General features: G+C 56.9%; 21 protein-coding genes. 7 read left to right on the plus strand and 14 right to left on the minus strand.

Going from position 1 to position 23034, the window contains the following annotated elements:
- Nucleotides 1-5: 5 nt before the first annotated feature.
- The 11 genes from tsaA to AB3175_RS03315 all read right to left on the minus strand — a co-directional run bounded on the left by tsaA (nucleotide 6) and on the right by AB3175_RS03315 (nucleotide 11322).
- Nucleotides 6-557 (minus strand): tRNA (N6-threonylcarbamoyladenosine(37)-N6)-methyltransferase TrmO, encoded by a 552-nt coding sequence (tsaA, locus tag AB3175_RS03265; RefSeq protein ID WP_367359512.1) that lies wholly within the window; start codon nucleotides 555-557, stop codon nucleotides 6-8.
- A gap of 33 nt (nucleotides 558-590) precedes the next feature.
- Nucleotides 591-1340: a DUF364 domain-containing protein gene (locus tag AB3175_RS03270; protein ID WP_367359513.1), complete on the minus strand. Its 750-nt coding sequence runs from the start codon at nucleotides 1338-1340 to the stop codon at nucleotides 591-593.
- Between the two features lie 73 nt (nucleotides 1341-1413).
- On the minus strand, nucleotides 1414-2574 hold the full coding sequence (locus tag AB3175_RS03275; protein WP_367359514.1) for a (Fe-S)-binding protein: 1161 nt from the start codon (nucleotides 2572-2574) through the stop codon (nucleotides 1414-1416).
- Entirely contained in the window at nucleotides 2575-3957 is a 1383-nt protein-coding gene (locus AB3175_RS03280; RefSeq protein ID WP_367359515.1) for an FAD-binding oxidoreductase, read from the minus strand. It lies immediately after the preceding gene.
- 1 nt (nucleotide 3958) lies between these two features.
- Nucleotides 3959-4987 (minus strand): heterodisulfide reductase-related iron-sulfur binding cluster, encoded by a 1029-nt coding sequence (locus tag AB3175_RS03285; protein WP_367359516.1) that lies wholly within the window; start codon nucleotides 4985-4987, stop codon nucleotides 3959-3961.
- 49 nt (nucleotides 4988-5036) lie between these two features.
- Entirely contained in the window at nucleotides 5037-5561 is a 525-nt protein-coding gene (locus AB3175_RS03290) for a gamma carbonic anhydrase family protein (protein ID WP_367359517.1), read from the minus strand.
- Nucleotides 5562-5608: 47 nt separating this feature from the next.
- Nucleotides 5609-6610: a GTP 3',8-cyclase MoaA gene (moaA, locus tag AB3175_RS03295; protein ID WP_367359518.1), complete on the minus strand. Its 1002-nt coding sequence runs from the start codon at nucleotides 6608-6610 to the stop codon at nucleotides 5609-5611.
- A 159-nt stretch (nucleotides 6611-6769) separates the two neighbouring features.
- Complete coding sequence (locus AB3175_RS03300; protein WP_367359519.1) at nucleotides 6770-7123, minus strand: DUF5320 domain-containing protein; 354 nt, start codon at nucleotides 7121-7123, stop codon at nucleotides 6770-6772.
- A gap of 641 nt (nucleotides 7124-7764) precedes the next feature.
- Nucleotides 7765-8229: a PaaI family thioesterase gene (locus AB3175_RS03305; protein WP_367359520.1), complete on the minus strand. Its 465-nt coding sequence runs from the start codon at nucleotides 8227-8229 to the stop codon at nucleotides 7765-7767.
- Nucleotides 8230-8255: 26 nt separating this feature from the next.
- The gene (locus tag AB3175_RS03310) at nucleotides 8256-9845 is read right to left on the minus strand and encodes a peptide chain release factor 3 (RefSeq protein ID WP_367359521.1); all 1590 of its coding nucleotides are present in this window, start codon (nucleotides 9843-9845) and stop codon (nucleotides 8256-8258) included.
- A gap of 277 nt (nucleotides 9846-10122) precedes the next feature.
- A complete protein-coding gene (locus AB3175_RS03315) occupies nucleotides 10123-11322 on the minus strand; it encodes a TIGR03790 family protein (protein WP_367359522.1) in 1200 nt (399 codons plus the stop codon).
- A 360-nt stretch (nucleotides 11323-11682) separates the two neighbouring features.
- On the opposite strand from AB3175_RS03315, the gene AB3175_RS03320 reads away from it, so the two are divergent.
- The 7 genes from AB3175_RS03320 to AB3175_RS03350 all read left to right on the plus strand — a co-directional run bounded on the left by AB3175_RS03320 (nucleotide 11683) and on the right by AB3175_RS03350 (nucleotide 20325).
- Nucleotides 11683-12393 carry a CerR family C-terminal domain-containing protein gene (locus AB3175_RS03320; RefSeq protein WP_367359523.1) on the plus strand — a complete coding sequence of 237 codons (711 nt, stop codon included), beginning with the start codon at nucleotides 11683-11685 and terminating at the stop codon, nucleotides 12391-12393.
- Nucleotides 12390-13853: an efflux transporter outer membrane subunit gene (locus AB3175_RS03325; protein ID WP_367359524.1), complete on the plus strand. Its 1464-nt coding sequence runs from the start codon at nucleotides 12390-12392 to the stop codon at nucleotides 13851-13853. The genes AB3175_RS03320 and AB3175_RS03325 overlap by 4 nt, the downstream gene beginning before the upstream one ends.
- A gap of 24 nt (nucleotides 13854-13877) precedes the next feature.
- Entirely contained in the window at nucleotides 13878-15188 is a 1311-nt protein-coding gene (locus AB3175_RS03330; protein WP_367359525.1) for an efflux RND transporter periplasmic adaptor subunit, read from the plus strand.
- Entirely contained in the window at nucleotides 15185-15898 is a 714-nt protein-coding gene (locus tag AB3175_RS03335; RefSeq protein WP_367359526.1) for an ABC transporter ATP-binding protein, read from the plus strand. The genes AB3175_RS03330 and AB3175_RS03335 overlap by 4 nt, the downstream gene beginning before the upstream one ends.
- Nucleotides 15898-17103 (plus strand): ABC transporter permease, encoded by a 1206-nt coding sequence (locus AB3175_RS03340; RefSeq protein WP_367359527.1) that lies wholly within the window; start codon nucleotides 15898-15900, stop codon nucleotides 17101-17103. The genes AB3175_RS03335 and AB3175_RS03340 overlap by 1 nt, the downstream gene beginning before the upstream one ends.
- A 224-nt stretch (nucleotides 17104-17327) precedes the next feature.
- Nucleotides 17328-19241, plus strand: a complete 1914-nt coding sequence (htpG, locus tag AB3175_RS03345; protein ID WP_367359528.1) for a molecular chaperone HtpG — start codon at nucleotides 17328-17330, stop codon at nucleotides 19239-19241.
- Nucleotides 19242-19512: 271 nt separating this feature from the next.
- Nucleotides 19513-20325: a DnaJ domain-containing protein gene (locus AB3175_RS03350; protein WP_367359529.1), complete on the plus strand. Its 813-nt coding sequence runs from the start codon at nucleotides 19513-19515 to the stop codon at nucleotides 20323-20325.
- A gap of 289 nt (nucleotides 20326-20614) precedes the next feature.
- On the opposite strand, the gene AB3175_RS03355 is transcribed toward AB3175_RS03350, so the two are convergent.
- The 3 genes from AB3175_RS03355 to AB3175_RS03365 form a co-directional block, all read right to left on the minus strand.
- Entirely contained in the window at nucleotides 20615-21625 is a 1011-nt protein-coding gene (locus AB3175_RS03355) for a histidinol-phosphate transaminase (RefSeq protein WP_367359530.1), read from the minus strand.
- A gap of 115 nt (nucleotides 21626-21740) precedes the next feature.
- A complete protein-coding gene (locus tag AB3175_RS03360; RefSeq protein WP_367359531.1) occupies nucleotides 21741-22190 on the minus strand; it encodes an iron-sulfur cluster assembly scaffold protein in 450 nt (149 codons plus the stop codon).
- A gap of 63 nt (nucleotides 22191-22253) precedes the next feature.
- Nucleotides 22254-22895 carry an MBL fold metallo-hydrolase gene (locus tag AB3175_RS03365; protein ID WP_367359532.1) on the minus strand — a complete coding sequence of 214 codons (642 nt, stop codon included), beginning with the start codon at nucleotides 22893-22895 and terminating at the stop codon, nucleotides 22254-22256.
- Nucleotides 22896-23034: the final 139 nt, after the last annotated feature.

Here is a 23034-nt window from a genome sequence, read left to right on the forward strand (position 1 = left end):
TCCGATCACTTGGAATAGTCCCGCTTTCCCCGCTGCCTGGCCGTTTCCTCGTCCACCTCGTCCTGCCAACCGTTGCGCGTGGTCTGAACGAAGTCGAACTTGGCCGTATAGGGTTTGATGTCCAGGAGGGGCGTGCCGTTCAGTATGTCCACTCCATCGAGATGAAGCACATTCCCTTCACGGCGAATCAACTCAACAATGCTCAACCCGATGGCATTGGGGCGGCGGGGCGCCCGGGTTGAAAAAATGCCGCGCATCACATCCTGGAGAAAGGGTTTGATCATCAACTGCGGCGATTCCGCCCGGTGAAAATGGTAAATCAGGTAAAGGTGTGAAAAACCGTCCAGATCGCTCAATCCCTCATCAAATTCCGGATATATTTTCACCTCTCCTTTACATCCGCGAGCGTATACCGGCTGGATGGGTGTCTTTTCCGGGATGGTATGTTCGCTGTAGATGACCCCGATGGGCCGATAGATGACGACCGCTTCCTCCATGCCCGACTTGATTAACGACCCCCTCGTGCTATTCCTGTCTTCAGAATTTATTTCTTTCATTCTTTGCTCCTCCAAAAATCGGCGCGGCACAGATCACGTTAAAGAAAGATAGGATTTTCGGCTGAACCTCTGGATGACCCTAGTCCCCACACCATGACGGACGGCTTTGAGCACCTTATCCTTGTCAATAGGGACCGTACCGGCCAGCATGTGCACCGGAAGGTGGGAAAAAACTTCCGCAATCATGGGCGTACTGGGGCCAAGGAGAACGGTCTTCACCTCACTGCCGGTATGCTGGAAGATTTCCTCCGTCGTGTTGTTCAGGATCGAAGTCGAAGTCAGAACCATCACCTGAGCCCAGTCCCTGAGCTTGCCATAAAAATCTTCCCTGCTCCCAATACCCCTGGCGATATCGATGACCTCCACAAGCGCCCCCTTCTCCTTCAGAATCCTGGCCACGGGCGCGAAATCACCGACCATGGCCACCCGCGTCTTTTCCCCGATCCGAAAGCTTTCGAAAAGAACCTTGTTTTCCCTGTCCTCCGGCAGGGAAAGGGCATGCCGGTAGTTGAGGGCATTCACAAGGGCGACAGCCATGGTCTTTTCAAGAGGGTGAGGACTTTTGATCTTTTCCAGGAGTTCCAGCGCGGGTTTTCCCTCGAAATCTTCATACCTGTTGACGAAGGTACAGCTGCCCTTGTTGGTGAAGTAGGTGTAGGCGATGCCGATCCCCCCGTCGGAGGTGGTCACGGCCGTATAGCCAAGTCCCAGGGTTACCTGTTCAACGAGAACGTCCTGGGCTTTTGCCTCAAAAAAGCGGTACATCCGATCATCCAATTCCATACAAACCTCTCAAAAAAATACCGTTCAGGAAAAACCAAGGCGGCGAAGACAGCATGCCGGAAGTCGCCCTCCTTTAATGCCCGCGGAGGCTGGCATCCAGAAGTTCCCCGGCATCTGCGACCGTCAGCCTGCCGTCCAACCCTTCCGCCTTGATGGCGTCTTCGAGCATTTTGGCGCACTGCGGGCAGGAAACGACCAGGATTTCCGCTCCGGTTTCCAGGGCCTGCCTGACCCGGATTCTGCTGGGACTGTCCCCTTCCCCGCCCAGAATATCCGTGAAGAAATTTCCTCCCCCGCCACCGCAGCAGAGGGTGTTTGCCCGATTCTGGCGCATTTCCACCAGTTCGACACCGGGAATGGCCCTGAGAATGTTGCGTGGGGCTTCGTACTCACCTCCATGCCTGCCGAGGTAACAGGCGTCATGAAACGTCACCCGGGCAGCAAAGTTCCCCGGTTTCAGGTTCCCCGATTCGATCAGCCGACTGAATACCTGGGAATAATGAAGGACCTCAAAATCTCCCCCAAAGGCGGGATACTCTTTTCGAAAGGCGTTGAAGGCATGGGGATCCAGGGTGATGATCTTCCGAACGCCCAGCTGACGGAAGAGGGCGATGTTGGTTTCCGCGAGATATTCAAAAAGCCCCGATTCGCCCAGAACGCGAACTTCATTGCCGTCGCAGGGTTCCCGCTCTCCAAGGATTCCGAAGGAGACACCCGCCCGGATGAGATTCCGGCTCACCGCCTGCGCGATCTTCCGGCCCCGCTCATCGTAGGACCCCACACAACCGACATAGAACAGGTACTCCTGGCCGTCATAGGGCTGTACGGGAAGGTCCGCGGCCCAGGAGGACCGTTGGGCCGCCGGCAGATTGTAGGGGTTTCCGTGGATCGAGATAGCCTTGAAGTAATCCCTTACGGGGGGGGGAATCCGCCCTCCATTGACCATTTCTTCCCTGGCGGCGATGAAGATGTCGACCAGGTTTTCCCGAAACGTAAAGGCGCAATGCTCGACACAGTTTCCGCAGGTGGCGCAGGAATAGAGAATTTCCTGAAAGCGTTCGCTGTTTTCGATCTCACCGTCGAGCCAGGCGCGGATCAGCCACATCCTCCCGCCCGGGGCAAAGGTGTCGAACCGGTATTTCCGATAGGGGGGACAGTTGAAATTCTCGTAGTCCAGGGTAAATTTGCAGTACCCGCAACGGAAACAGCGATGAAGGATCTCGGCGTATTTCATTTAGATGCCCTCCCAGTTTCCCGGATTCATGATTCCCTGAGGGTCAAGCTCCTCCTTGATCCTCTTCATGAGCCTGGCGGTCTGAGGATCCATCTTTTCCAGGGCGATCCGCTGCTCATCCAGCGTCGGCTTCCAGAAGAGTCCGCCGATGGACAGGGCGTACTCGCTCGCTTCGGAAAGGGCCATCCGGGTCCGGTTCAGCATGTCCGCATCCGCCCGGTTGAAGGTAAAGGAAAAGGCAAACATCATGGCGTGCCCCTTGTCGATGATCCTGGCCGTTGCGTGATACTTGAGGTCATATTTAACGGCCAGTTCATCGAGTTTCCGGGAGCACTGGGGATACCGGTCGATGGGGACGATCGGCCCGGAATATTCGAAGCCGCCTCCCTTGGTCACATCCGCAAAGGTCGTGGCGCTGCGCTGCGGCATGTCCAGGAGCGTTTTTTTCATCCCTTCGCCGACGGTCATGAACCCGCCGTCCTTGTTTTTAATGAACCCATCCAGGGCGTGAAAGAGGGTCCTCTTCTTGAACTCCATCTCCTCCGCGCTGTCTCCCGTGAAATAGATCACGATATGGTGATTGCCGCTGAAGATCAACGGCAGGGGCTGGGCGAAGATGTTGATGTCCTCCGCCATCTCCGTGTGTGTGAGTTCGTAAAGGATCCCCGGCACGAAGTCCGGACTGTCGGTAATAAAGATCTCCACATCCCGCATTTTTTTCCGAGGATACAGCTTGATCCCCACCTTGGTGAGAATCCCCGTCGCCCCGAACCAGCCGAGAAACAGCCCGGAGAGATCCGGCAGGGGGGGGCCTTTGGAAAACCAGTCGTCGGACAGGGCGCAGGAACCGATCCGGCACAGCTCACCCGACGGGAGGACAACCTCGAGGCCGGAAACCATGTCGGAATTGAATCCCTGCTGCTGGGTCAGGCGCCCCTGCCCGTGAATCATCACGTTGGCGGCCACCGTGGCGGCGGCGGGCGAATCGGGTGTGCTGAACCGAAGCCGGGGGTAGTACCGATTGAGGTGGGCATGCAGCTTACCCGTGGAGGTGCCGCCTTCCACCACGGCATAACGGGCGGCTTCGTTGACCTTCAGAATTCCGTCCATGCGCTTCATGTCCAGAACGATCCCCCCCCTCTGGGGAATAACCAGACCGCTCAGGGACATCCCCGCCCCCATGGGAACCAGGGGAATCTTCTCCCGCCCCGCCAGTCTGACGATCGCCTGAATTTCCTCGACGGACCGGGGCAGGACGACGTAATCGGGCGCATGAGCAGGCATCAGCCCGGGGTCTCTTCCATAGAAATACCGCTCCTCCGCGGAGGCGGAAACATAGGGCTTTCCCACGATCCCGGCAAGGGCCTGGACAATGCTCTCCATATCACCGCCCTCCTTCCGGCGTTTCACCGATGGCCATCCGGCACAGATCGATCAGGTGCAGGGGGGTCATTCCCCGAGCGGCCACCAGGGGGCTCAGGGCGTTCATGCACCCGTGGCAGTTGAAGATGCAGTATTCGGCGCCGCTTTGCGCCATATCCTCCAGGTTCCGGCCCTGGACATCGGCCATCAGGTCATATCCGTACATGGCCCGGAAGATGCTGCCGCAGCACAGGGCGGTTTCATCCTGGTAGGTCCTCTGCACCAGGGTTGCACCGATCCGATCCATGATCTTCCGCAGAAAAAGATGGCTGTCCCCGCAGAGCCGATTGGAGCAGGGGCGCTGGTAGACCACCTTCACATTTAAGGGTCTGATCAGATCCTTAAGCGCCGTTAAGCGGTTATACAGGTATTCAAAGTAGTGCACCGATTTGAAAGGGACCTCCATGCCGTAGGCGGGGGCCAGGGAGGTAAAGGCGGCATAGCACTCGTCATGGAGAAAGACCACCTCTTCAACACCCAGTTTATGGATATTTTCGATCACCACGGGAAGGCGCTCCTTGAACACTTTCGTATTGGCAAAATGGATATAGACGACGTTGCAGAAAAATTCCTGCCCGAAGAAGTAGGAGGGCATCACATCTTCGAAGAGTCTGCCCTTCGTGATCTCCTTCAACTGTGGCATGAAACCGAAGGAAAGGGCGATCTTTCCGATCCTGCCAAGTTCATACTTCCCCTTGGGCTCGCCGATATGGATCCACTGCCGCGTGATGGCGCGAGGGGCCGTCAGGATTCCCTTGTTCTCTCTCCTCTCGTTGATCAGGTAAAAGGGATGATTGCCCCGCTTGCAGTACTCCTCGCAGGCATAACAGGTAACACAGTCCTGCAGTACCGGGGAATCTTCACCCCGGAATATTTTGACCATCTCTTTCCTGGCCGGGTCGGCTTCATATTTCAGGTACTGGCACTGAACCAGACAGGCCCCGTCCGGGCAGGCCAGACACCGCTTTTCATCGAACTTGAGCTGATACATCAAGACCTCCTTTCAAAGGCCCTCTTCTTTTTGCTCCTGGAAAGAAAAATCAATCCAGGCGTTTGAGCTTTTCCGGATAGGATCGGGCAAGATCCACATAGAGCTGCTTGCCCCAGGTCCAGAATTCCTTGTGCCTCGGTTGAACGTCTCCAACCACCTTTGCCGGAACGCCGGCAACGAATTTTCCCGACTCGACCCGGGTCTTGCTGGGTAGAACCGAACCTTCCGCAACAATGGCCCATTTCCCGACGGTCACTTTCAGGCTGAGCACCGAACCCATGCCGATCACGGCGAAATCATCAATCCGATCGGCATGGAGAATCGCCCCGTGGCCGACGGTAACCCGTTCCCCGAAGATGCTCAGCCCGTCCGGCTCGATGTGAACCACGGCATTTTCCTCAATGGCGGTTCCCGGCCCGATCCGGATACTTCCGTAATCACCGCGTAAGATGACCCCGTGACCGATGTAGCACCCATCCCCGATTTCGACATCTCCGATCACCCGGGCGGAATCGCTGACGTAAACATCCTTTCCGATTCTGGGTACCCGGTCACCGAATGAATAAATCGCCATACGATGGACTCGCTCCTTTCTTCCTGCAGATCTTTGCCATAATTTCGTTACCCGCCGATACGGCTCATCGGCCGAACGCATTTGCGGGGGTTGTTCAAGTCGAGGTCGTGGCCCCTGGGTTTGTTTAAGATCGCATCCCGGATCAGTGCAGACAGGTAAGGGTCTTCCCGACCCTCCCGCAGCGGGGTCTTGAGGTCCGTTTCCCGGTCTGAAAAGAGGCATCCCCGCAGCTGCCCGTCCGCCGTCAGGCGGAGCCGATTGCAGGTCTCGCAGAAATGGTGGCTCAATGCCCCGATCAATCCGATCCTACCCCTGGCGCCTTCGAGGATGTACATTTCCGCCGGGCCGGCCATCGATTCGGATTCCACGCGCCGGACAGGCCCCAGGGTTGAAATCCGCTCCAGAATTTCCCCACTGGAAATAAATCCTTTCATCCGGGCGTCGGCCGCCCCGATGGGCATCATTTCGATGAAACGCACATGATAGGGTTTCCGGTAGGTAAGGCGTGCGAAATCCAGGATTTCATCGTCGTTGAAGCCTTTCATGGCAACCACATTGAGTTTGATGGGAGCCATCCCCACCGATTCGGCCTCTTCAATCCCCTCCCAGACCTTCTCGAAGAAAGGCCGCCGGGTAACGGCATTGAATTTCTCAGGCTTCAGGGTATCCATGCTCACATTGATCCGGCAGATGCCGTATTTCCGGAGGTCACGGGCAAACTCTTTCAGGAGGACGCCGTTGGTCGTCAGGGTGATTTCTTTCAGGTTTTCTATCCTGTTGAGCCTGTCAATAAAAGAGATAATGCCCCTGCGCACCAGGGGTTCGCCCCCGGTCAGCCGGATCTTTCGGATTCCATTGGCGACACAGAGTTCGACAAGATGCAGCATTTCCTCGTAGGTCAGGATTTCCCTGTGGGGAATAAAGGTCATCCCTTCGTCAGGCATGCAGTAGACACATCTCAGATTGCAGCGATCCGTTACGGAAAGACGCAGGTAGTTGATGGTCCGGTGGTGTCTGTCCGTCAAATCGGCCTTTTGTTCCAGAGCCATCCGGGAATACCGACCTTCAAAAGATTCTTGGCTCTTCTTTATCATGTTGATCAGGAAGTCTCCATAGCTACTTGAGTCTTTTTTGCCCGGATGTCCCGCATGGCGGCCGCGCGGAAAGAATAATCCGTGCGGCCGCCATGGTAATGATCGCCGCGGTTTTTATTCCGCAGCCTTTGCGGATTCCAACTCGTCCAGGCGCTTCTGGAGATCGCTCAGTTCCGCTTTCAGGGCGTCGGCCTCTCTTTTGAGCATCTGCTTTTCCATCTCCGGATCAGGGATTTGATATGGTGCGCCATACCCGGCGGGCCTCATCCATCCCCAAAATCCTGATGCGAAAAATCGATTTCTCCAGCCTCGACCTCCGCTCCGGAACCCGCGTCCCCGGCCGTAACCCAGCCCGAAGGCCGGCGGAGCATCCGTGTAACCCGGCGCTCCCAGCCATGAGCAGAATCCCGCTCTACGCCCCGTCATCGGACCTCTTCCCATGGGTCCCGTTCCATCTCCTCTCGGCATGATGGCATCCTCCTTTATTAATTTGATCGTTAAACATTTTTCATCCCAAAAACCTACTCCCTGGCCATTGTGCTTCCGCATTGCGGGCATTTCTGCTCGGCGCAGGGAACTCCGAGCCTATGTGGCTCCCGGTGACCGCATTGCGGACAAACACAGTATCCGCCGGGTCCAGCCGCAAGGGGTCCACCCATCCGGCCCAACCCACGGCCGCCACGCCCTCGACCTGGCCTGCCGCCTCCTCCCATGGGTCCCGTTCCATCTCCTCTCGGCATAATTCTGCCCTCCCTTACTTATTGAATCCTTCTTATCAAAGGCTTCGACGTTGATCTTTCTACAAACGCACACACCAAGGGAATATAAAATGTCACATTCCAACATTCCCTCTATAAGGTAAAAGGCATTCTCTATGCCAATGTTTTAGTTAAAAGAGGATAAGAACTAACTATTTGAATATAGAGGATAATATGGATGAGAGGGTGGACGGTGAACGATATGGAGTTGCTTATATGCTACTATATTGAGAAGAGACAGGTGCAGATATGCACCCATCTTTTTCCAGGCATGGCTGTCCAACGGGGGAAATGGCCCCGCCTGTTTTCAGGGGACGAAGGGGACTGCTTTTGGGGGCGCCGCTGCGGCCGTTATCTGTTTTCCGGGATCAGCACCATAATGGCTTCGCCCTTGGCGCGGATCTCGCCTTCGGCGGACAAGGCGGTACTGACAATGATCTTCCGGCCCTTGATCTCGAGGACCCTTGATCTCAACTCGATGGGTTTTCCCATGGGCGTGGGCTTGAGGAAATCAATCTTGAGGGAAGCGGTCACATAGCGGGAAAGGGGTTTATCGCCCAGGCCATGGCCGTCTTCGCGCAGCTTTGCAGCCGACGCCGTAGCTGCGCTGTGGCAGTCGATCAGCGAAGAGATGAGCCCGCCGTAGAAATAGCCGGGAAAACCGCCCGTGAAAAAGGGCTCCGGAACATAGCGGCAGACGCTTTCCTCCCCGTCCCAGTAACTCTTGATCTGCAATCCGTCCTTGTTCAGCCGCCCACATCCGTAGCAATGGGCAAATTCATCCGGGTAGAAATCCTGGAAGGCTTTTTCCTCCATGTTTTACTCCCTCCTGTCCGACTGCATCAACTGAGCCTCTGGCTGTGCTCCATCGTCTTGTGCATGGAAATGTCGGGCCATTCCTCCATGGTGTTGGAGAGGCGCCACTCACTCATGGCCAGATATATCAGATTTCCTTCAGAATCAAGGGCAAGATTATTCCTGTGCTGCTTTTCGAAGATCGCCAGCTTTTCCCGGTCCGCACAGGTGATCCAGCGGGCGGCGGCGTAATCGGCCGGCTCGTAATCCGCATCAACGCCATACTCGCTCAACAGGCGGGCCATGGTCACATCGAACTGAAGAACGCCCACCACGCCCAGGATGTAGTCATTGCTTGAAAGGGGCCGGAAGACCTGGACAATCCCCTCTTCCGAAAGCTGGGTGAGGCCCTTTTGCAGCTGTTTCATCTTCAGGGGGTTCTTCAGCCGGACCCGGCAGAAGTGTTCGGGAGCGAAATTGGGAATTCCCGTAAATTTCAGCTCCTCCCCTTCGGAAAAGGTATCGCCGATCCGGATGGTCCCGTGGTTGTGAATGCCGATGATGTCGCCGGGATAAGCCTCTTCCACCGAGGCGCGATCCTGGGCCATGAAGATCGTCGCATTGGCCAGCGTCACCTCTTTGCCCAGCCGGTTATGGCGGACCTTCATTCCCCTGGTGAATTTCCCCGAGCAGATCCGGACAAAGGCGATCCGGTCGCGGTGTGCGGTGTCCATGTTCGCCTGAATCTTGAAGGCAAAACCGGAAAATTCTTTCTCCGAGGGCAGAACTTCGCGGGTCGTCGCCAGGCGCGGGCGGGGGCTGGGAGCAAGCTCCACGATGGCATCCAGCAGCTCCCGCACGCCGAAATTGTTGATGGCGCTGCCGAAGAAAACCGGCGTCTGGTTCGCCTTGAGAAAATGCTCATAGACAAAGGGATTGGCAGCGCCCTCCATCAGGTCGATGTCCTCGCGAAGCTCGGCGGCCTGGGTTCCCAGCCGTTCGTCCAGCTCCAGATCATCGAGATCGCGGATGACGACAACCTCCCCGCCCCGGCTCGCAGCCCCGGGTTTGAAAAGCTGCAGTTCCCTGCGATACAGGTTGTAAACCCCGCGGAAGCTTTTTCCCATTCCAATGGGCCAGGACATGGGGACACACTCGATCTGCAGCTTTTTTTCGATATCGGCCAGAAGTTCCAGGGGTGACAGGACCTCCCGGTCCAGCTTGTTGATGAAGGTGATCACCGGCGTATTGCGGAGGAGGCAGATCTCCATGAGCTTCTCCGTCTGGGGCTCCACGCCCTTGGCCCCGTCGATGACCATGACCGCACTGTCTACGGCGGTGAGAACCCGGTAGGTATCCTCGGAGAAGTCCCGATGCCCCGGCGTATCGAGGAGGTTGATTTCAAAATCCCGGTAATGAAATTTCATCACCGAGGTGGTGACGGAAATGCCCCTTTCCTTTTCAATGGCCATCCAGTCGCTCGTGGCGTGACGGGTGGCCTTGCGGGCCTTGACGGTCCCGGCCAGCTGGATCGCCCCGCCGAAAAGGAGCAGCTTTTCCGTCAGGGTCGTCTTTCCGGCATCCGGATGGCTGATGATGCCGAAGGTCCGGCGCCGTTCAATCTCTTTCTGGTGCATCGTTATTTCTTGAATCCTTTCTTCTGCAAAACAATGAAAAAAAAGCGGGCCTCATTAGGCCCGTTTCACGTTATGTTTCACGTTATTTTTATGATGAGGCACTGCTTATATTGGACTGCTCCTATAGATAAAACGAACGTGAATGTCAATTAAATTCTATACCTGTCGCAAGGAAGATTCGAAAGAATTCCGCCGGCTGATCTGATCCGCTTTAAATTCAGGATGTGGAACGTCGCGACGGAGGAGTGCCTCCGGCCCGGATTTCTCTTCTTCCGTCCTAATTCACGGCTGGAAATCCGCGTCTCAGAAAGGGGCGATAGAGGGGATCCCCGATCAGGACCTGCTGCCATGACCAGAAGGGGTTTGACACGCCGTAACATTCTGCCAGGGCCGCCCGGCCGTCGAGGAGGCAGCTGAAAAAAACCTCGGGGGCGGGAAAAGACTGGAGATAAGGTTCCGCCACGGGGCCTACCGTTGCGCAAACGCCCTTCTCGAGCATGGCCTTGCACCAGACCGTTTTGCCCGGCACCTTCAGGGTCGTGCATTCGGAACTGGCCACATGGAATCCCACGGCCCCCCGGACCCAGGTGAAGGCATCCACATATTTCCCAAGGCTGTACCAGCCGCAGTAAAGGGCTGCATCAGGCGCCTCGCCGGGGCCGAAGAGAGTCGGCTTGTCATTGACGACCACGTGCAGCTTCCCGCTTTTCCGAACCACACGCGCCGTGTTGTGGATGGCCAGGTCGTACCGCTCGTAAGCCGACAACGTCTTGCCCTCTTTCGGAGCAGCCTTCTCAGGCCGACGCGTATCAAAATAGGCCCGGCCGGGAAGTCCGTGCACCTCGGCGTACATGCTGTCGTCGATGATGCGGCGGACAATCGAGGGATCCGGTCCGTCCAGACGGCTTACCAGGACGGGACGCCGGGGCATATTCTTTATTTCCTTTCCCTGAAAATTGAAATAATACCTGTTGGGAAGCCATCCATCCAGCTCGGGGGATTTTTCCCTGACCAGGGCCAGTTCTGAATCGACGGAGGCCCCCCAGTTGGACTTGCTCAGGATCTGAATCTTTCTCCTCAGATCAGCCAGTCTCTCCTGGATTTTCCGGGATTCCTCAGGCTGTTTCTTTCCGGCCAGATTCTTCCGCTGCGTCCATTCCTTCAGAGCAGTCTGAAGATCCTTGAGCTCGGAACCCTCCATCCGGGTTAAAGGCGGCGGCAAAACGCGCAGGGGCATGCCGTAGATGAGGGTGATGCACCTGAACCGCTTTCCCTCAGGGTCGTTTTTTTCCAGGAAGCTTCTCAGCGGCCCGGCGATCTGCTCATCATAGTCTCTCCTGCCCACCGTCTCGCGGGTGGATGTCCTGACCAGGAACAGGTTCGCAGATGGCACCGCACGCCTCTCCATGTAATAGCGGGCAAGCTCCAGACTCTCCGGAACGGCGCTGTTGGCTACGACGAGAAGTTCATCGGCCACGAGTGCATGGCTGTCAGGCCGGCCCAAAAAAAGGAGGAGGAAAAGCAGAAAGAGCTGAAAAAATACTACTTTTCCAGTACTCCGGAATAATCCCGTGAAAAACGGCATGGCTCGCATGGTTTCCCCTCCGCCTGACTTTCTTTTCAGCGCCCTTCTCCAAAGTCCATCGCCCTTGCGTCCGGCTCCCGCCGCGAATCCCGGTAACGAATCTGGGCTCTTCAAGCCGATCCATGACATGCCTTATAAATCAATCCGCATCTCTTTACAATTGCCAATTCCCCTCTTCTGAATTTTTCTATTGACTATTTGAAACATTTATTTTAAATGTTCATTCTAACTTCAGCTCATGCGAGGACGGTCATGAAGATTTCGAGGGAAGGGGCTGCAAAGACCCGCCAGAGCCTCCTGACAACGGCCGGTGAAATTTTTGGTGAAAAGGGCTACCGGGAAACCACGATTGCAGAAATCTGCAGGCGGGCTGGAACCAACATTGCAGCGGTGAACTATCACTTCGGCAGCAAGCAGGCCCTGTACATCGAAGCCTGGCGGCATGCCTTTTCCGAATCCATCCAGGCCTACCCCCCCTCCGGCGGGGTGAGCGGCGATGCGCCGCCGGAAGAACGCCTTCGAGGCCAGGTCAGGGCGATCCTGAGGCGGATCACGGACCGGAACAACAGGGAGTTTCTGTTCATGCAGCGGGAAATGGCCAATCCCACCGGGTTGCTGGAAGAGGTTCTCCGCGAGGAGATCTCCCCCCTGCAGCAGAGGACGGAAGCCCTTGTCCGCGAGCTTCTCGGTGTCATGATTCCTGAGCAGGAGGCAAAATTCTGCGAACTGAGCATCATCAGCCAGTGCATGAATCCCGTCGTGGCAGGCAGAGGCCTCGGGGGAAAAACCGGCGGGCGGAACGGCCCGCTGGACATTGAAGACCTGGAGGCTTATGCAGACCATGTCGTCAATTTCTCGCTGGCCGGGATTCGGGCCGTGCGTAAAGCATGGGAAGAAAGGAACAGAAGTAAAAAAGCCGGGAGACCGTCCGTCTCCCTCAAAGATGGAAGTCGCAGACCATGAACATCCCTCGGATAACAATCGGCCGCAAGGCGATGACCGCAGCCTTCCGGGCGGCGGTGGCGGGAATCCTCCTGATCCTGGCGGGCTGCGCCACGGTAGGACCCGACTATCTCCCTCCCGGAATGGATCTGCCGGAAAGCTGGAACAGCCCGCTTAAAGGCGGCCTGAGGGACGGGGAAGAACCTCCCGGATCGCTGGCCGGATGGTGGAAGACCCTGAACGATCCGGATCTCTCAAGCCTGACGGAGCGTGCGATTGCAGGCAACCGAGACCTGAAGCAGGCCCAGGCGCGTGTCCGCCAGGCGCGCGCCAACCGGGGCATTATCCGGGCCGGGCTCTTTCCAACGCTGGATGCGTCGGGATCCGCCACCCGGAGCCGCAGCAGCGAAGAGGCGGGAATGGGAACAACCCGGAACTTTTACATGGCGGGGCTTGACGCCGGGTGGGAACTGGACCTCTTCGGCGGCGTCCGGCGCTCCGTGGAGTCGGCTGATGCGGAGCTTGAAGCCAGTCGGGAGGATCTGCGCGACGTGCTGGTTTCCCTTCTCGCCGAGGTGGCTCTCAACTACGTGGATGTCCGCACCTATCAGGCCCGGCTGAGTGTGGCGGAAAGCAATCTGGCAACGCAGGGTGAAACCTTCGACCTGACCTCATGGCGGCAGCAGGCCGGCTTGAGCGACGAGGTGGCCGTTCAGCAGGCCCGCTACAATCTTGAAAGAACCCGTTCGCAGATACCGACCCTGCGGACAGGCCTTGAAGGGGCCAAAAACAACCTGGCCACCCTGCTCGGGGAAACGCCGGGAAAAATACATGCCGAGCTGGAAGAGCGCAAGCCGATCCCGGCCGCCTCTCCCTCCCTTGCCGTGGGCGTTCCGGCGGATGTACTGCGCCAGAGGCCTGACGTGCGCAGGTCTGAGCGTCAGCTGGCGGCTCAAACCGCACGCATCGGCGTGGCTGAGGCGGAACTCTACCCAAGACTGACCTTGAGCGGCTCCATCGGCCTGGAGTCCCTTTCCTCCAGCAGCCTGTTCTCCTCTGGAAGCCGGACGGCCAGCGGAGGGATCGGGATTTCATGGCGGATCTTCGATACCGGCGCGATACGGCAAGACATCGAGGTGCAGAGCGCCCTCCAGGAGCAGTCCCTGATGGCCTATGAAGCAGCGGTTCTCAACTCCCTCAAGGAAGTGGAAAACGCCCTCACCGCTTTTGCGGAAGAGGAGGAGCGCCGGCAGGCCCTGGAGGCGGCGGTCCAGGCGGCACGGAAGGCGGCGGAACAGGCCGGTTTCAAGTACCAGACCGGCCTCGCGGATTTCGACAGCGTTCTGGATGCCCAGCGCTCCCTTCTGACCTTTCAGGATGAGCTGGCCCAGAGCAATGGAACGGTTGTTTCGAATCTCATTCGCCTCTACAAGGCCCTGGGCGGCGGATGGATTTCTCTGGACCCCGACAACAAACATTGAAGGCAGATTTAAGGAAGAAAGGAAATGAAAAAGTCCCCTGACTCAGCCGATAAGGCCACAGATACCACCGAAATTTCAAAGGTCCTCGAGATTGACTCCTCTCCGGGGCGCTTTTCGGGATGGAAGAGATGGCGGATTCCGGTCCTGCTGATCGTATTGGTGGCGGCTGTCGCCCTCATCGCCTCCTGGAAGGGACGAAACGCGGCAGAATCGGTGCGCTACGAAACGCAGCAGGTACAACGCGGAAACCTCACCGTGCTTGTCACCGCCACGGGCACCCTCCAGCCCACCAATTCCGTTGAGGTGGGCAGCGAGCTGTCCGGAACCATTCGATCGGTGAAGGTCGACTTCAATGACCATGTAAAAGTCGGCCAGGTTCTGGCCATCCTGGACACCTCCAAGCTGGAGGCAACCATCACCCAGTACCGTGCCGCCCTGGAGTCGGAAAAGGCGAAAGTCCTCCAGGCCGACGCCACCGTTGCGGAAACCCGGGCCAAGCTGGCTCAGTTCAAGCGGGTATGGGAGCTTAGCAACGGCAAGGTTCCTTCACAGACGGAGATGGATGCCGCCGAAGCGGCCTATTCCCGTGCCAGGGCCAATGCAGCCAGCAGCCGTGCGGCCGTTTCCCAGGCCCAGGCCTCACTTTCCGCCGGTGAAACGGACCTGTCCAAATCGGTGATCCGATCCCCCATCAACGGTATCGTCCTCAACCGCAGCGTCGAGCCCGGCCAGACGGTGGCCGCTTCCATGACCACGCCTGTTCTGTTCAAACTCGCCGAGGATCTGGCGGAAATGGAACTGCAGGTGAATGTCGATGAAGCCGATGTGGGAAAGATCCGGGAGGGGCAGAAGGCCACGTTTTCCGTAGACGCCTGGCCGGACCGCACCTTCCCGGCCCAGGTCGTTCAGGCCCGTTACGGCTCTACGACCACGGAAGGCGTCGTGACCTATACGACCATCCTCAAGGTGGACAATTCGGACCTGTCCCTCCGGCCGGGGATGACCGCTACGGCGAGCATCACGGTCAACAGCGTGGAGAGCGCCATCCTGATTCCCAACAATGCGCTCCGCTTTACGCCGCCAATCCAGGCGGAGAAGAGGCCTTCCGGAGGACTGGTGGGCATGCTGCTGCCGCGCCCGCCCCGTCTTTCGTCCACACCGCGCGATAATTCCGCCGGCAAAAAGGGGCAGCAGGTCTGGGTTCTGCGGGATGGGCAGCTCAAGGCGGTCCCGGTCACCATCGGGGCCACCGATGGCGTTATGACGGAAATGCGCTCCGGTGATCTGCGGCCGGGAATGGCGGTGGTAACCGATTCCGTGCTGGGGGTGAAGTGAAGGATCTTTCCGGACAGCCCCTGATCGTTCTGAAAGGGGTCACCAAAATCTTCGGTGAAGGGCAGGCGGCGGTAGAGGCCCTGCGCGGCGTTGATCTGCGCATCGATACGGGGGAATTCGTCGCGGTCATGGGGCCCAGCGGGTCCGGCAAGTCCACCTGCATGAACATCCTGGGCTGCCTGGATACGCCCACTGCGGGAAGCTTCCTGTTCAAAGGCGTTGACGTCGGGCAATTAAGCCGGAATTCGCGCGCCCTGCTGCGGCGCCATTACCAGGGCTTCGTCTTCCAGGGCTTCAATCTTCTGAACCGCACCTCTGCCCTGGAAAACGTTGAACTTCCGCTGATTTACCGCGGCATTTCCGCTGCACAGCGGAAGGAGCGCGCCTTGCGGGCCCTGGAAACGGTGGGGCTCAAGGGATGGGAGCGGCTGACCCCCGGCGAGCTGTCGGGGGGCATGCAGCAGCGGGTCGCCATCGCCCGGGCCATAGTGACCGGACCGACGGTGCTGCTGGCCGACGAACCCACGGGAAACCTCGATACGGCCCGCAGCCGGGAGATCATGGACCTCCTCACCCTGCTGAACCGCGATTCGGGAATTACGATCATCATGGTGACCCATGAACCGGACATGGCCACCTATGCAAAGCGCATCATCCACTTTCTCGACGGAACGGTTGCTCTGGATGAAAAAACAGGAGGGAAAAACTGATGCTGGGAAACTCCATTCTGCTGGCCTTTCGTGAAATCCGGCGCAATGTCCTTCGATCCTTTTTAACCATTTTGGGGATTGTCATCGGAGTTGCCGCCGTCATCATCATGGTGACCATCGGCGGAGGGGCGACCGTTCAAGTCTCGCAGCAGATTTCCAACCTGGGGAGCAACCTGCTCATGGTGACGCCGGGGAAACGGCTGGGACCCGGCCAGACGTCCGAAACGGTCCCCTTCAAGATGAGCGATGTCGACGCCATCACCCGGGACGTCTCCTCCATTGCCGCCGTTGCCCCGGTTTCATCCCGGAGCCTGCAGGCCGTCGCCGGCAATTCGAACTGGTCAACAACCGTCACGGGAACGGAAAATTCGTATTTCAAGGTGACCAAACGGTCCATCCGTTCCGGCCGGACCTTCAGTGAAAGCGAACTGCGTTCAGGTTCGGCGGTCTGTATTCTGGGAGACACCGTCCGCAGAAAGCTCTTCGGAAACCAGGATCCCCTGGGTGAAAAGATCCGCCTGGAGAAGCTCTCCTGCAAGGTGATCGGCCTGATGGAGCCTAAAGGACAGAGTACCATGGGAACGGACCAGGACGACCTGGTGGTGATTCCCCTGCGGACCCTGCAGCGACGCGTCACAGGAAGCACGAACATCGGCCTGATCCAGGTTTCGGTCCGCGATGGGGCGTCGACGGAAAAGGTCCAGATGGAAATCGGACAGCTGATGCGGGAGCGTCGTCATCTCGCTCCCGAAGAGGACGACAACTTCAACGTCATGGACATGAAGGAGATCACGAAGATGCTGACCGGAACGACGCAGCTGCTGACGGCCCTGCTGAGCGCCGTGGCGGCGGTCAGCCTGCTCGTGGGCGGCATCGGCATCATGAACATCATGCTGGTGTCTGTCACAGAGCGCACCCATGAAATCGGCATCCGCCTTGCCATCGGCGCCCTGGAACGGGAAGTGCTGATGCAGTTTCTCGTGGAGGCGGTGGTCCTGTCGTCCTTCGGCGGTCTGCTCGGCATCGTGCTGGCCCTGGCCGGATCCGTCTGGCTTTCCGGCCTGCTCCGCGTGCCCTTCGTCTTCAACGCGGGGATCGTGATGATCGCCTTCCTCTTTTCGGCGGCCGTCGGAGTGATCTTCGGCTATTTCCCGGCCCTCAAGGCCGCCCGCCTCGATCCCATCGTGGCCCTGCGGCACGAGTAATTCCGCAGGGCCGGCCGGAACCGCCCCACAGGGCTTGCAGAGACAGCCGCCACGGCATACTCCGCCGGCGGCCCGGACGCTGCCGGCGAGGCAGCGGTTTTCTTCCCATCTGAACAATAGGGCCTTGACAACTGCGAATTGGTTGCCAATTTATCGGCGCAAAACCGTTTTATCCCCATGTCCCTGTGTCAGGGGATGATCAATTACGACGCCACGGAGGATTTATGGAAAGCCGCAAAGAAACGCACCCCTTCAAGACCGAAATCAACCAGCTGATGAATATCATCATTCATTCTCTTTACTCGCACCCTGAAATTTTTCTCAGGGAGCTGATTTCCAATGCATCCGACGCGATCGACAAACTCCGCTTCAAGGCACAGTTGGAGCCCGATATTCTCGGAACGGACACGGAATTCAAAATCGTCGTCAAACCCGACGCCGGCCGGAGAACCCTGGAAGTCTCCGACAACGGGATCGGCATGACCTATGATGAAGTTGCGGAAAATATCGGTACGATCGCCAAAAGCGGTACGGCGGTCTTTGCGGAGGCCATGAACGCCGCGAAAAAAAACGACGCCCTTCTCCCCGAGCTGATCGGTCAGTTCGGTGTGGGCTTCTACAGCTCATTCATCGTTGCCGAAAAGGTCACCCTGGTTACCAAAGCAGCCGGAAGCGACAGGGCCGTCCGTTGGGAATCTTCCGGAGACGGCTCCTACACGATTGAAGAAGCGGAAAAGGCCACCCGGGGAACGTCGGTGATCCTGAAGCTCAAGGAGGCGGAGGAAGACGGGCAGGACTTCACCTCGGAATGGGCCATCCGGGAGATCGTAAAAAAGCATTCGGATTTTGTCGCCTACCCGATTGTCATGGATGTGAAAAAAACAAAGCCCGTTCTTGACGCGGAGGGCAAACCCGATCCCGGCAGGACGGAAACAGTCGTCGAGGAGGAGACCCTGAACTCGATGAAGGCCATCTGGGCCAGGGACAAGTCCGAGGTTTCAGAAGAGGAGTACAACGAATTCTACAGCCACATCAGCCATGACTGGAACCCTCCCCACTCCCGCCTCCATCTCAAGCTTGAAGGCACGACGGAATACAGTGCTCTCCTGTACATCCCCACCAAGCTGCCTTTCGATTTCTTTCTCCACGAAAGGAAGCACGGCATCCATCTATACAGCCGGCGCGTCTTCATCATGGAAAACTGCACCGACCTGATGCCGCCTTATCTGGGCTTCATCAAGGGCGTCGTCGATGCGCCGGATCTCAACCTGAACGTGAGCCGTGAAATTCTGCAGCAGAATGCCCTGGTGCGGAACATCCGGACGAATCTCGTGAAGAGGCTGCTGGACATGCTCGCCGGCATGGAGAAGGAGAAATACGAATCCTTCTACGGAGAATTCGGCCACGTCCTCAAAAGCGGAATCTCCGCCGATTTCGAAAACCGGGAGAAGATCGCTTCGCTGCTGCGGTACAAGACGACAAGATCCGACGGGCAGTGGATCTCCCTGCGGGAGTACGTCAGCCGGATGATGCCGGATCAGAAGGAGATTTACTACATGACCGGAGAGAATCTGACGGTGCTCCTCAACAGCCCCCACCTTGAACAGCTCAAGGAGAAAGGCTACGAGGTCCTGCTGATGACCGACCCCGTCGATGAATGGGTCATCCGTGATCTGCATGAGTTCGAGAAGAAGGGCTTCCGGAGCGCCGAGAAGGGGGACCTGGACATCGGCGAGATCGACGAAAAGAAGAAGGATGTCTATAACGCCCTGTTCGGCTGCATTCAATCCTCCCTGGATGACGTGGTAAAGGACGTGAAACCGTCCACACACCTGAAAGAATCCATCGCCTGCCTTTCGGGCGACCCACACGACATGAGCGCCTTCCTGGAGAAAATCCTCCGTGCAAACGGCCAGGAGGTGCCCCGGACCAAGCGGGTGCTTGAATTGAACATGGACCATCCCCTGCTTTCAAAAATGAGGAAAATCTATGAAAAAGACCGGAAGGCGCCGGTGCTGAAAGACTACAGCCAGTTCCTCTATGACATGGCCGTCATCTCCGAGGGCGGCAGGCTGGACAATCCCTCCCGCTTCAGCAAAATGATCGGGGATCTGGCGACAGGCACCGTTGCCGATTGAAAAAGGCGCCTCAACTCCCTGATGGCTCGAATTCCAGCCCCGGCCGCTGGGAAAACCATGATGAATCACAGGGGCCTTCCTTTCCTCATTATCCCCGCGGATCATGAGGAAAGGAAGAAACAGCCCCTGAACAGCAAATGAATTCTCGCCATTTAAGAACATATTCCATACTGTGCCTGCCAAACTCTCCACCACCTCCAGCACAGCAGCCTGGTTCGATCTCTACCGGATGAGAAGATTTCAAGGAGGCCTTGACCGGAAACGAAAAACCATGGAACAAAAAGATTACTACAGCATATTGGGACTGGAGAACAATGCCACTCAGAAGGAGATCCGGGACGCCTACCGGAGGCTGGCCCTGCTGCACCATCCGGACAGGAACAGGGACAATCCGGAGGCGGCGGACCGGATGAAGGAGATCAACGAGTCTTACGCCGTGCTTTCCGAACCCCGGAAGAGAAGCGAATACGATGCGCTCAGGCAGACCTATGGATCATCGGCTTACGGCCACTTTCGGCAGACCCATTCCGATCAGGATATCTTCAGGGGCTCGGATATCCAGCAGATCTTCGAGGAGTTCAGCCGTGCCTTCGGATTCAGGGGCTTCGACGACATCTTCCGGGAATCCTACGGCGCGGGATATCGAACCTTTGAATTCAGAAAGCCGGGGGTATTCGGCCGGGTCATTGTGGGCGGCGTCGGAAACAGACAGGGCGCCGGAGGCATTGCCTACCCTGGTGGATACCTGGAGAAGCTGATCCGATACGGCCTGAAAAAGAAATGGGGCATTGAACTGCCTGAAAGGGGCAAGGACTTACAGGATTCCATCGTTCTTTCCCCTGAACAGGCCCGGCTTGGCGGAAGGGTGCGATATTCTTCCCAAAGGACGGGAAGGGAGCTTGTCGTAACCATCCCCGCAAACATGAGGACGGGGCAGCAACTGCGCCTCAAGAGAATGGGCGAGGCCGGCCGCGCCGGCGGAGAGGCCGGAGACCTCTATCTGAACATCCGCATTCGAAACCTCTTGATACAGAAGGTAAAAGATTTTATCGCCACCCTCTGGTCTTTTATGAAGCCCGGATAAGGAGTTTAACAGCAGCGTCCTGATTCCGGGTTGAAAAATTTTAGAATCAAGGCCTTCCATGGCATCGATCCCGCGTGCAGTAAGCGCAGGCAGGCATTGCCGGGGAGGGATCCAAACCTGTCGTCACACCCACCGGGATGCAAAACGACCACGTCCAACACCAATCTCTATTCCCAGGTCTTTCCAGGAGACAAACGGTTGCAAGGTGGGCAATTCTGAAAAGTAAGCAGCCTAATTTCTTTCAAACCGCCCCTCGCATCACAAATGATAAGTCTTGACAGGGCCAGCTTCAGACACCTGCCATAATCTCCCTCAGTGCATCGACAAACCGACGGTTGTCTTCGGGCAATGCCGTGGTGATGCGCATATACCCAGGGCCAAGGGCAGGATCATTAAGCGGCTTGATCAGGATGTTACGGTCGCGAAGTCGGTCCGCAAGTCCTGATGCGTCATAGGGTGAGAAGTCAGCCAGAAAGAAATAGGTCTCGGTGGGAAATGTGCTTACCCCCATACTTCGCAACTGGGCGGCGAGTTCCTCCGTCCAGGCATGCAATTGCGAAGCGCGGGCTTTAATCTTGTCTTCATGCTGAAGAGTGGCCATGGCTGCCGCCTGACTGGGACGAGCAAGCGGATAGGCATCGTTATGACTGTTCAGGTCATCGGCGACAGCCTCGGGAAATATTCCGTAACCCACACGAAAACCCGCGAGGCTGTGTGCTTTGGACAGGGTGCGGGTCACGAGTAGATTAGGATATTTGGGAACCAGGTGCACAGCAGATTCACCAGCCAAGCCTATGAATGCTTCATCAATAAGGAAAAGCGTCTCAGGGTGGCGGCACAGCAGATCGGGCAGAGGAGCCATATCGAAGGTGCCTCCATTTGGATTGTTTGGGTTTACAATAACTGCGAGAGTAGTGCCTGTGGGTATCGCCAGGTTGGCCAGGTCATAGGCAAAACCTTTTTCGGGAGAGAGTCTGGTTTCCGTGTAACGCCCTGCGATTTCGGGAAAAAGGACATAGGTCGGAGTCAGCAGGTGGACCTGCCTGCCAAAGCGGTCGAAGAGCTGACGGAGGATGAGTTCGGAGCCGGCATTGATATGAATAAGGCGTTCGGAAATGCCGAGCTGTTCGCTGATGAGCCGGCGCAGCGGCGCCGAATAAGCTTCTGTGTAGTAATTGCTTTGCGCCAACTCTGCCCCGGCTGCCGCGACGGCCTCGTCAATCGGCGGCAGCGGGTTTTCGCAAAGCAGGAGTTTAATGCCATGGAACGTTCCCCCGCCTTTTTCCATTATGATCGTCATGATGGGCCTCCTTCTGAAAAGGCCGCGCTGATTGCCGGCCTCATTTGTCCCGTTTTGTTGCCGGACACACCTTGGTCATCGAAGTGGTGGGCGCCGAAACCTTCTAGAGGGGGCATCAGCGCCGTTCGTAATATTTTTTCCAAGGTTCCCTGCGGCGATTCAGATGGTCGCTGATGGCAAGTTTGAGAGTCGTAGCAGCCAGCAGAGCACAATGTTGATCTTCCTCGGGAAGGCCGCCAAGTTCTCGTAGAACATCGACATCGCTTATTTCCAAGGCCTCCGACCATTTTCTTCCCTTGGCCAGCTCCGTGGTCATGCTGCCGCATGCCGCACTGGTGCCGCAGCCATCGGTGGAAAACCGTACTTCTTTCAAAATGTCCCCTGACATTTTTATCCACATCGACATAGTGTCGCCACAGGGACCGGTATATCTTGCCCACCCATCGGCATCCTTCAAGCTTCCCACATTGCGGGGATTCATGGCGTGGTTTATGGTCACCTCCGAGTAAATACGCCGCATATCCTCGTCAATCATTTTCTGCAATTCATCAAATGCGTCATCCATCTCAGCACCTCTCGATTGTTTAGTGTCGAAATATACAAAAAAACTATTCTTGGTTTGCCGTGTTTACCAGTCAATCACCTTTCCCACCCCATCCTGAATAAACTTTTCGGGAAATAGCGCCTCTATCTCCGATTTGTACAACGTGCAGTGTGTAGGACATACAATATCCAGCGTCCGGAGGAGGCCAAATTCTCTAAATCCATGCAATCCCCCGATCAGCGCACTCACTTTCCCGCAGCGAGTTGCCGTCTTCAGAATCTCTCCAACACCGGGATGGGAACATCCGGTTAATACCACCAGGCCCTTTTCCGTTTTCACGATCATTGACTGTTCAATATTTTTCAGCTCACCCGTAGAATAGATATTCTGGTGTATTTCAAGGGCAGGACCGACCTTGACGAACTCACCTGCGCCTGGAACACTTGAGAAAGAAGCAGGCACATAAACCTTGATTTTTCCCCCCCTTGCTCTGAGAACATCAGCAAGTGCACCCGTATGATCCCAATGATCGTGGGAGATAAAAATCTCATCCAGCGATGTGGGATTCACCCCGATCTTTTCCATGTTGCCCAGCAATATGGAACCATTGGCGCCGGTATCGAAGAGAATCCTCCTGCCTTCCACATCCACGATACATGAAAAGCCCCAATCTGGTTTGAGTTCTTTCCTTTGTGTTTCATTATCATAGACGATGGTAATCTTCACAGCCGTTTACCTTCGGATTCCGGCCTTTCCGCTGCTGGACATTTTTTCAATGCCTTGCCTGCTCAAATCGATGAATTTCGCATTTTGTGTGCCACAATGCCGGAACAGCCAGTTTCCAGATAAAGTGATGTTATTTTAT

It is taken from the genome of Syntrophus sp. (in: bacteria) (assembly GCF_040768185.1).
In the GTDB taxonomy this organism is placed as follows: Bacteria; Desulfobacterota; Syntrophia; order Syntrophales; family Syntrophaceae; genus Syntrophus; species Syntrophus buswellii.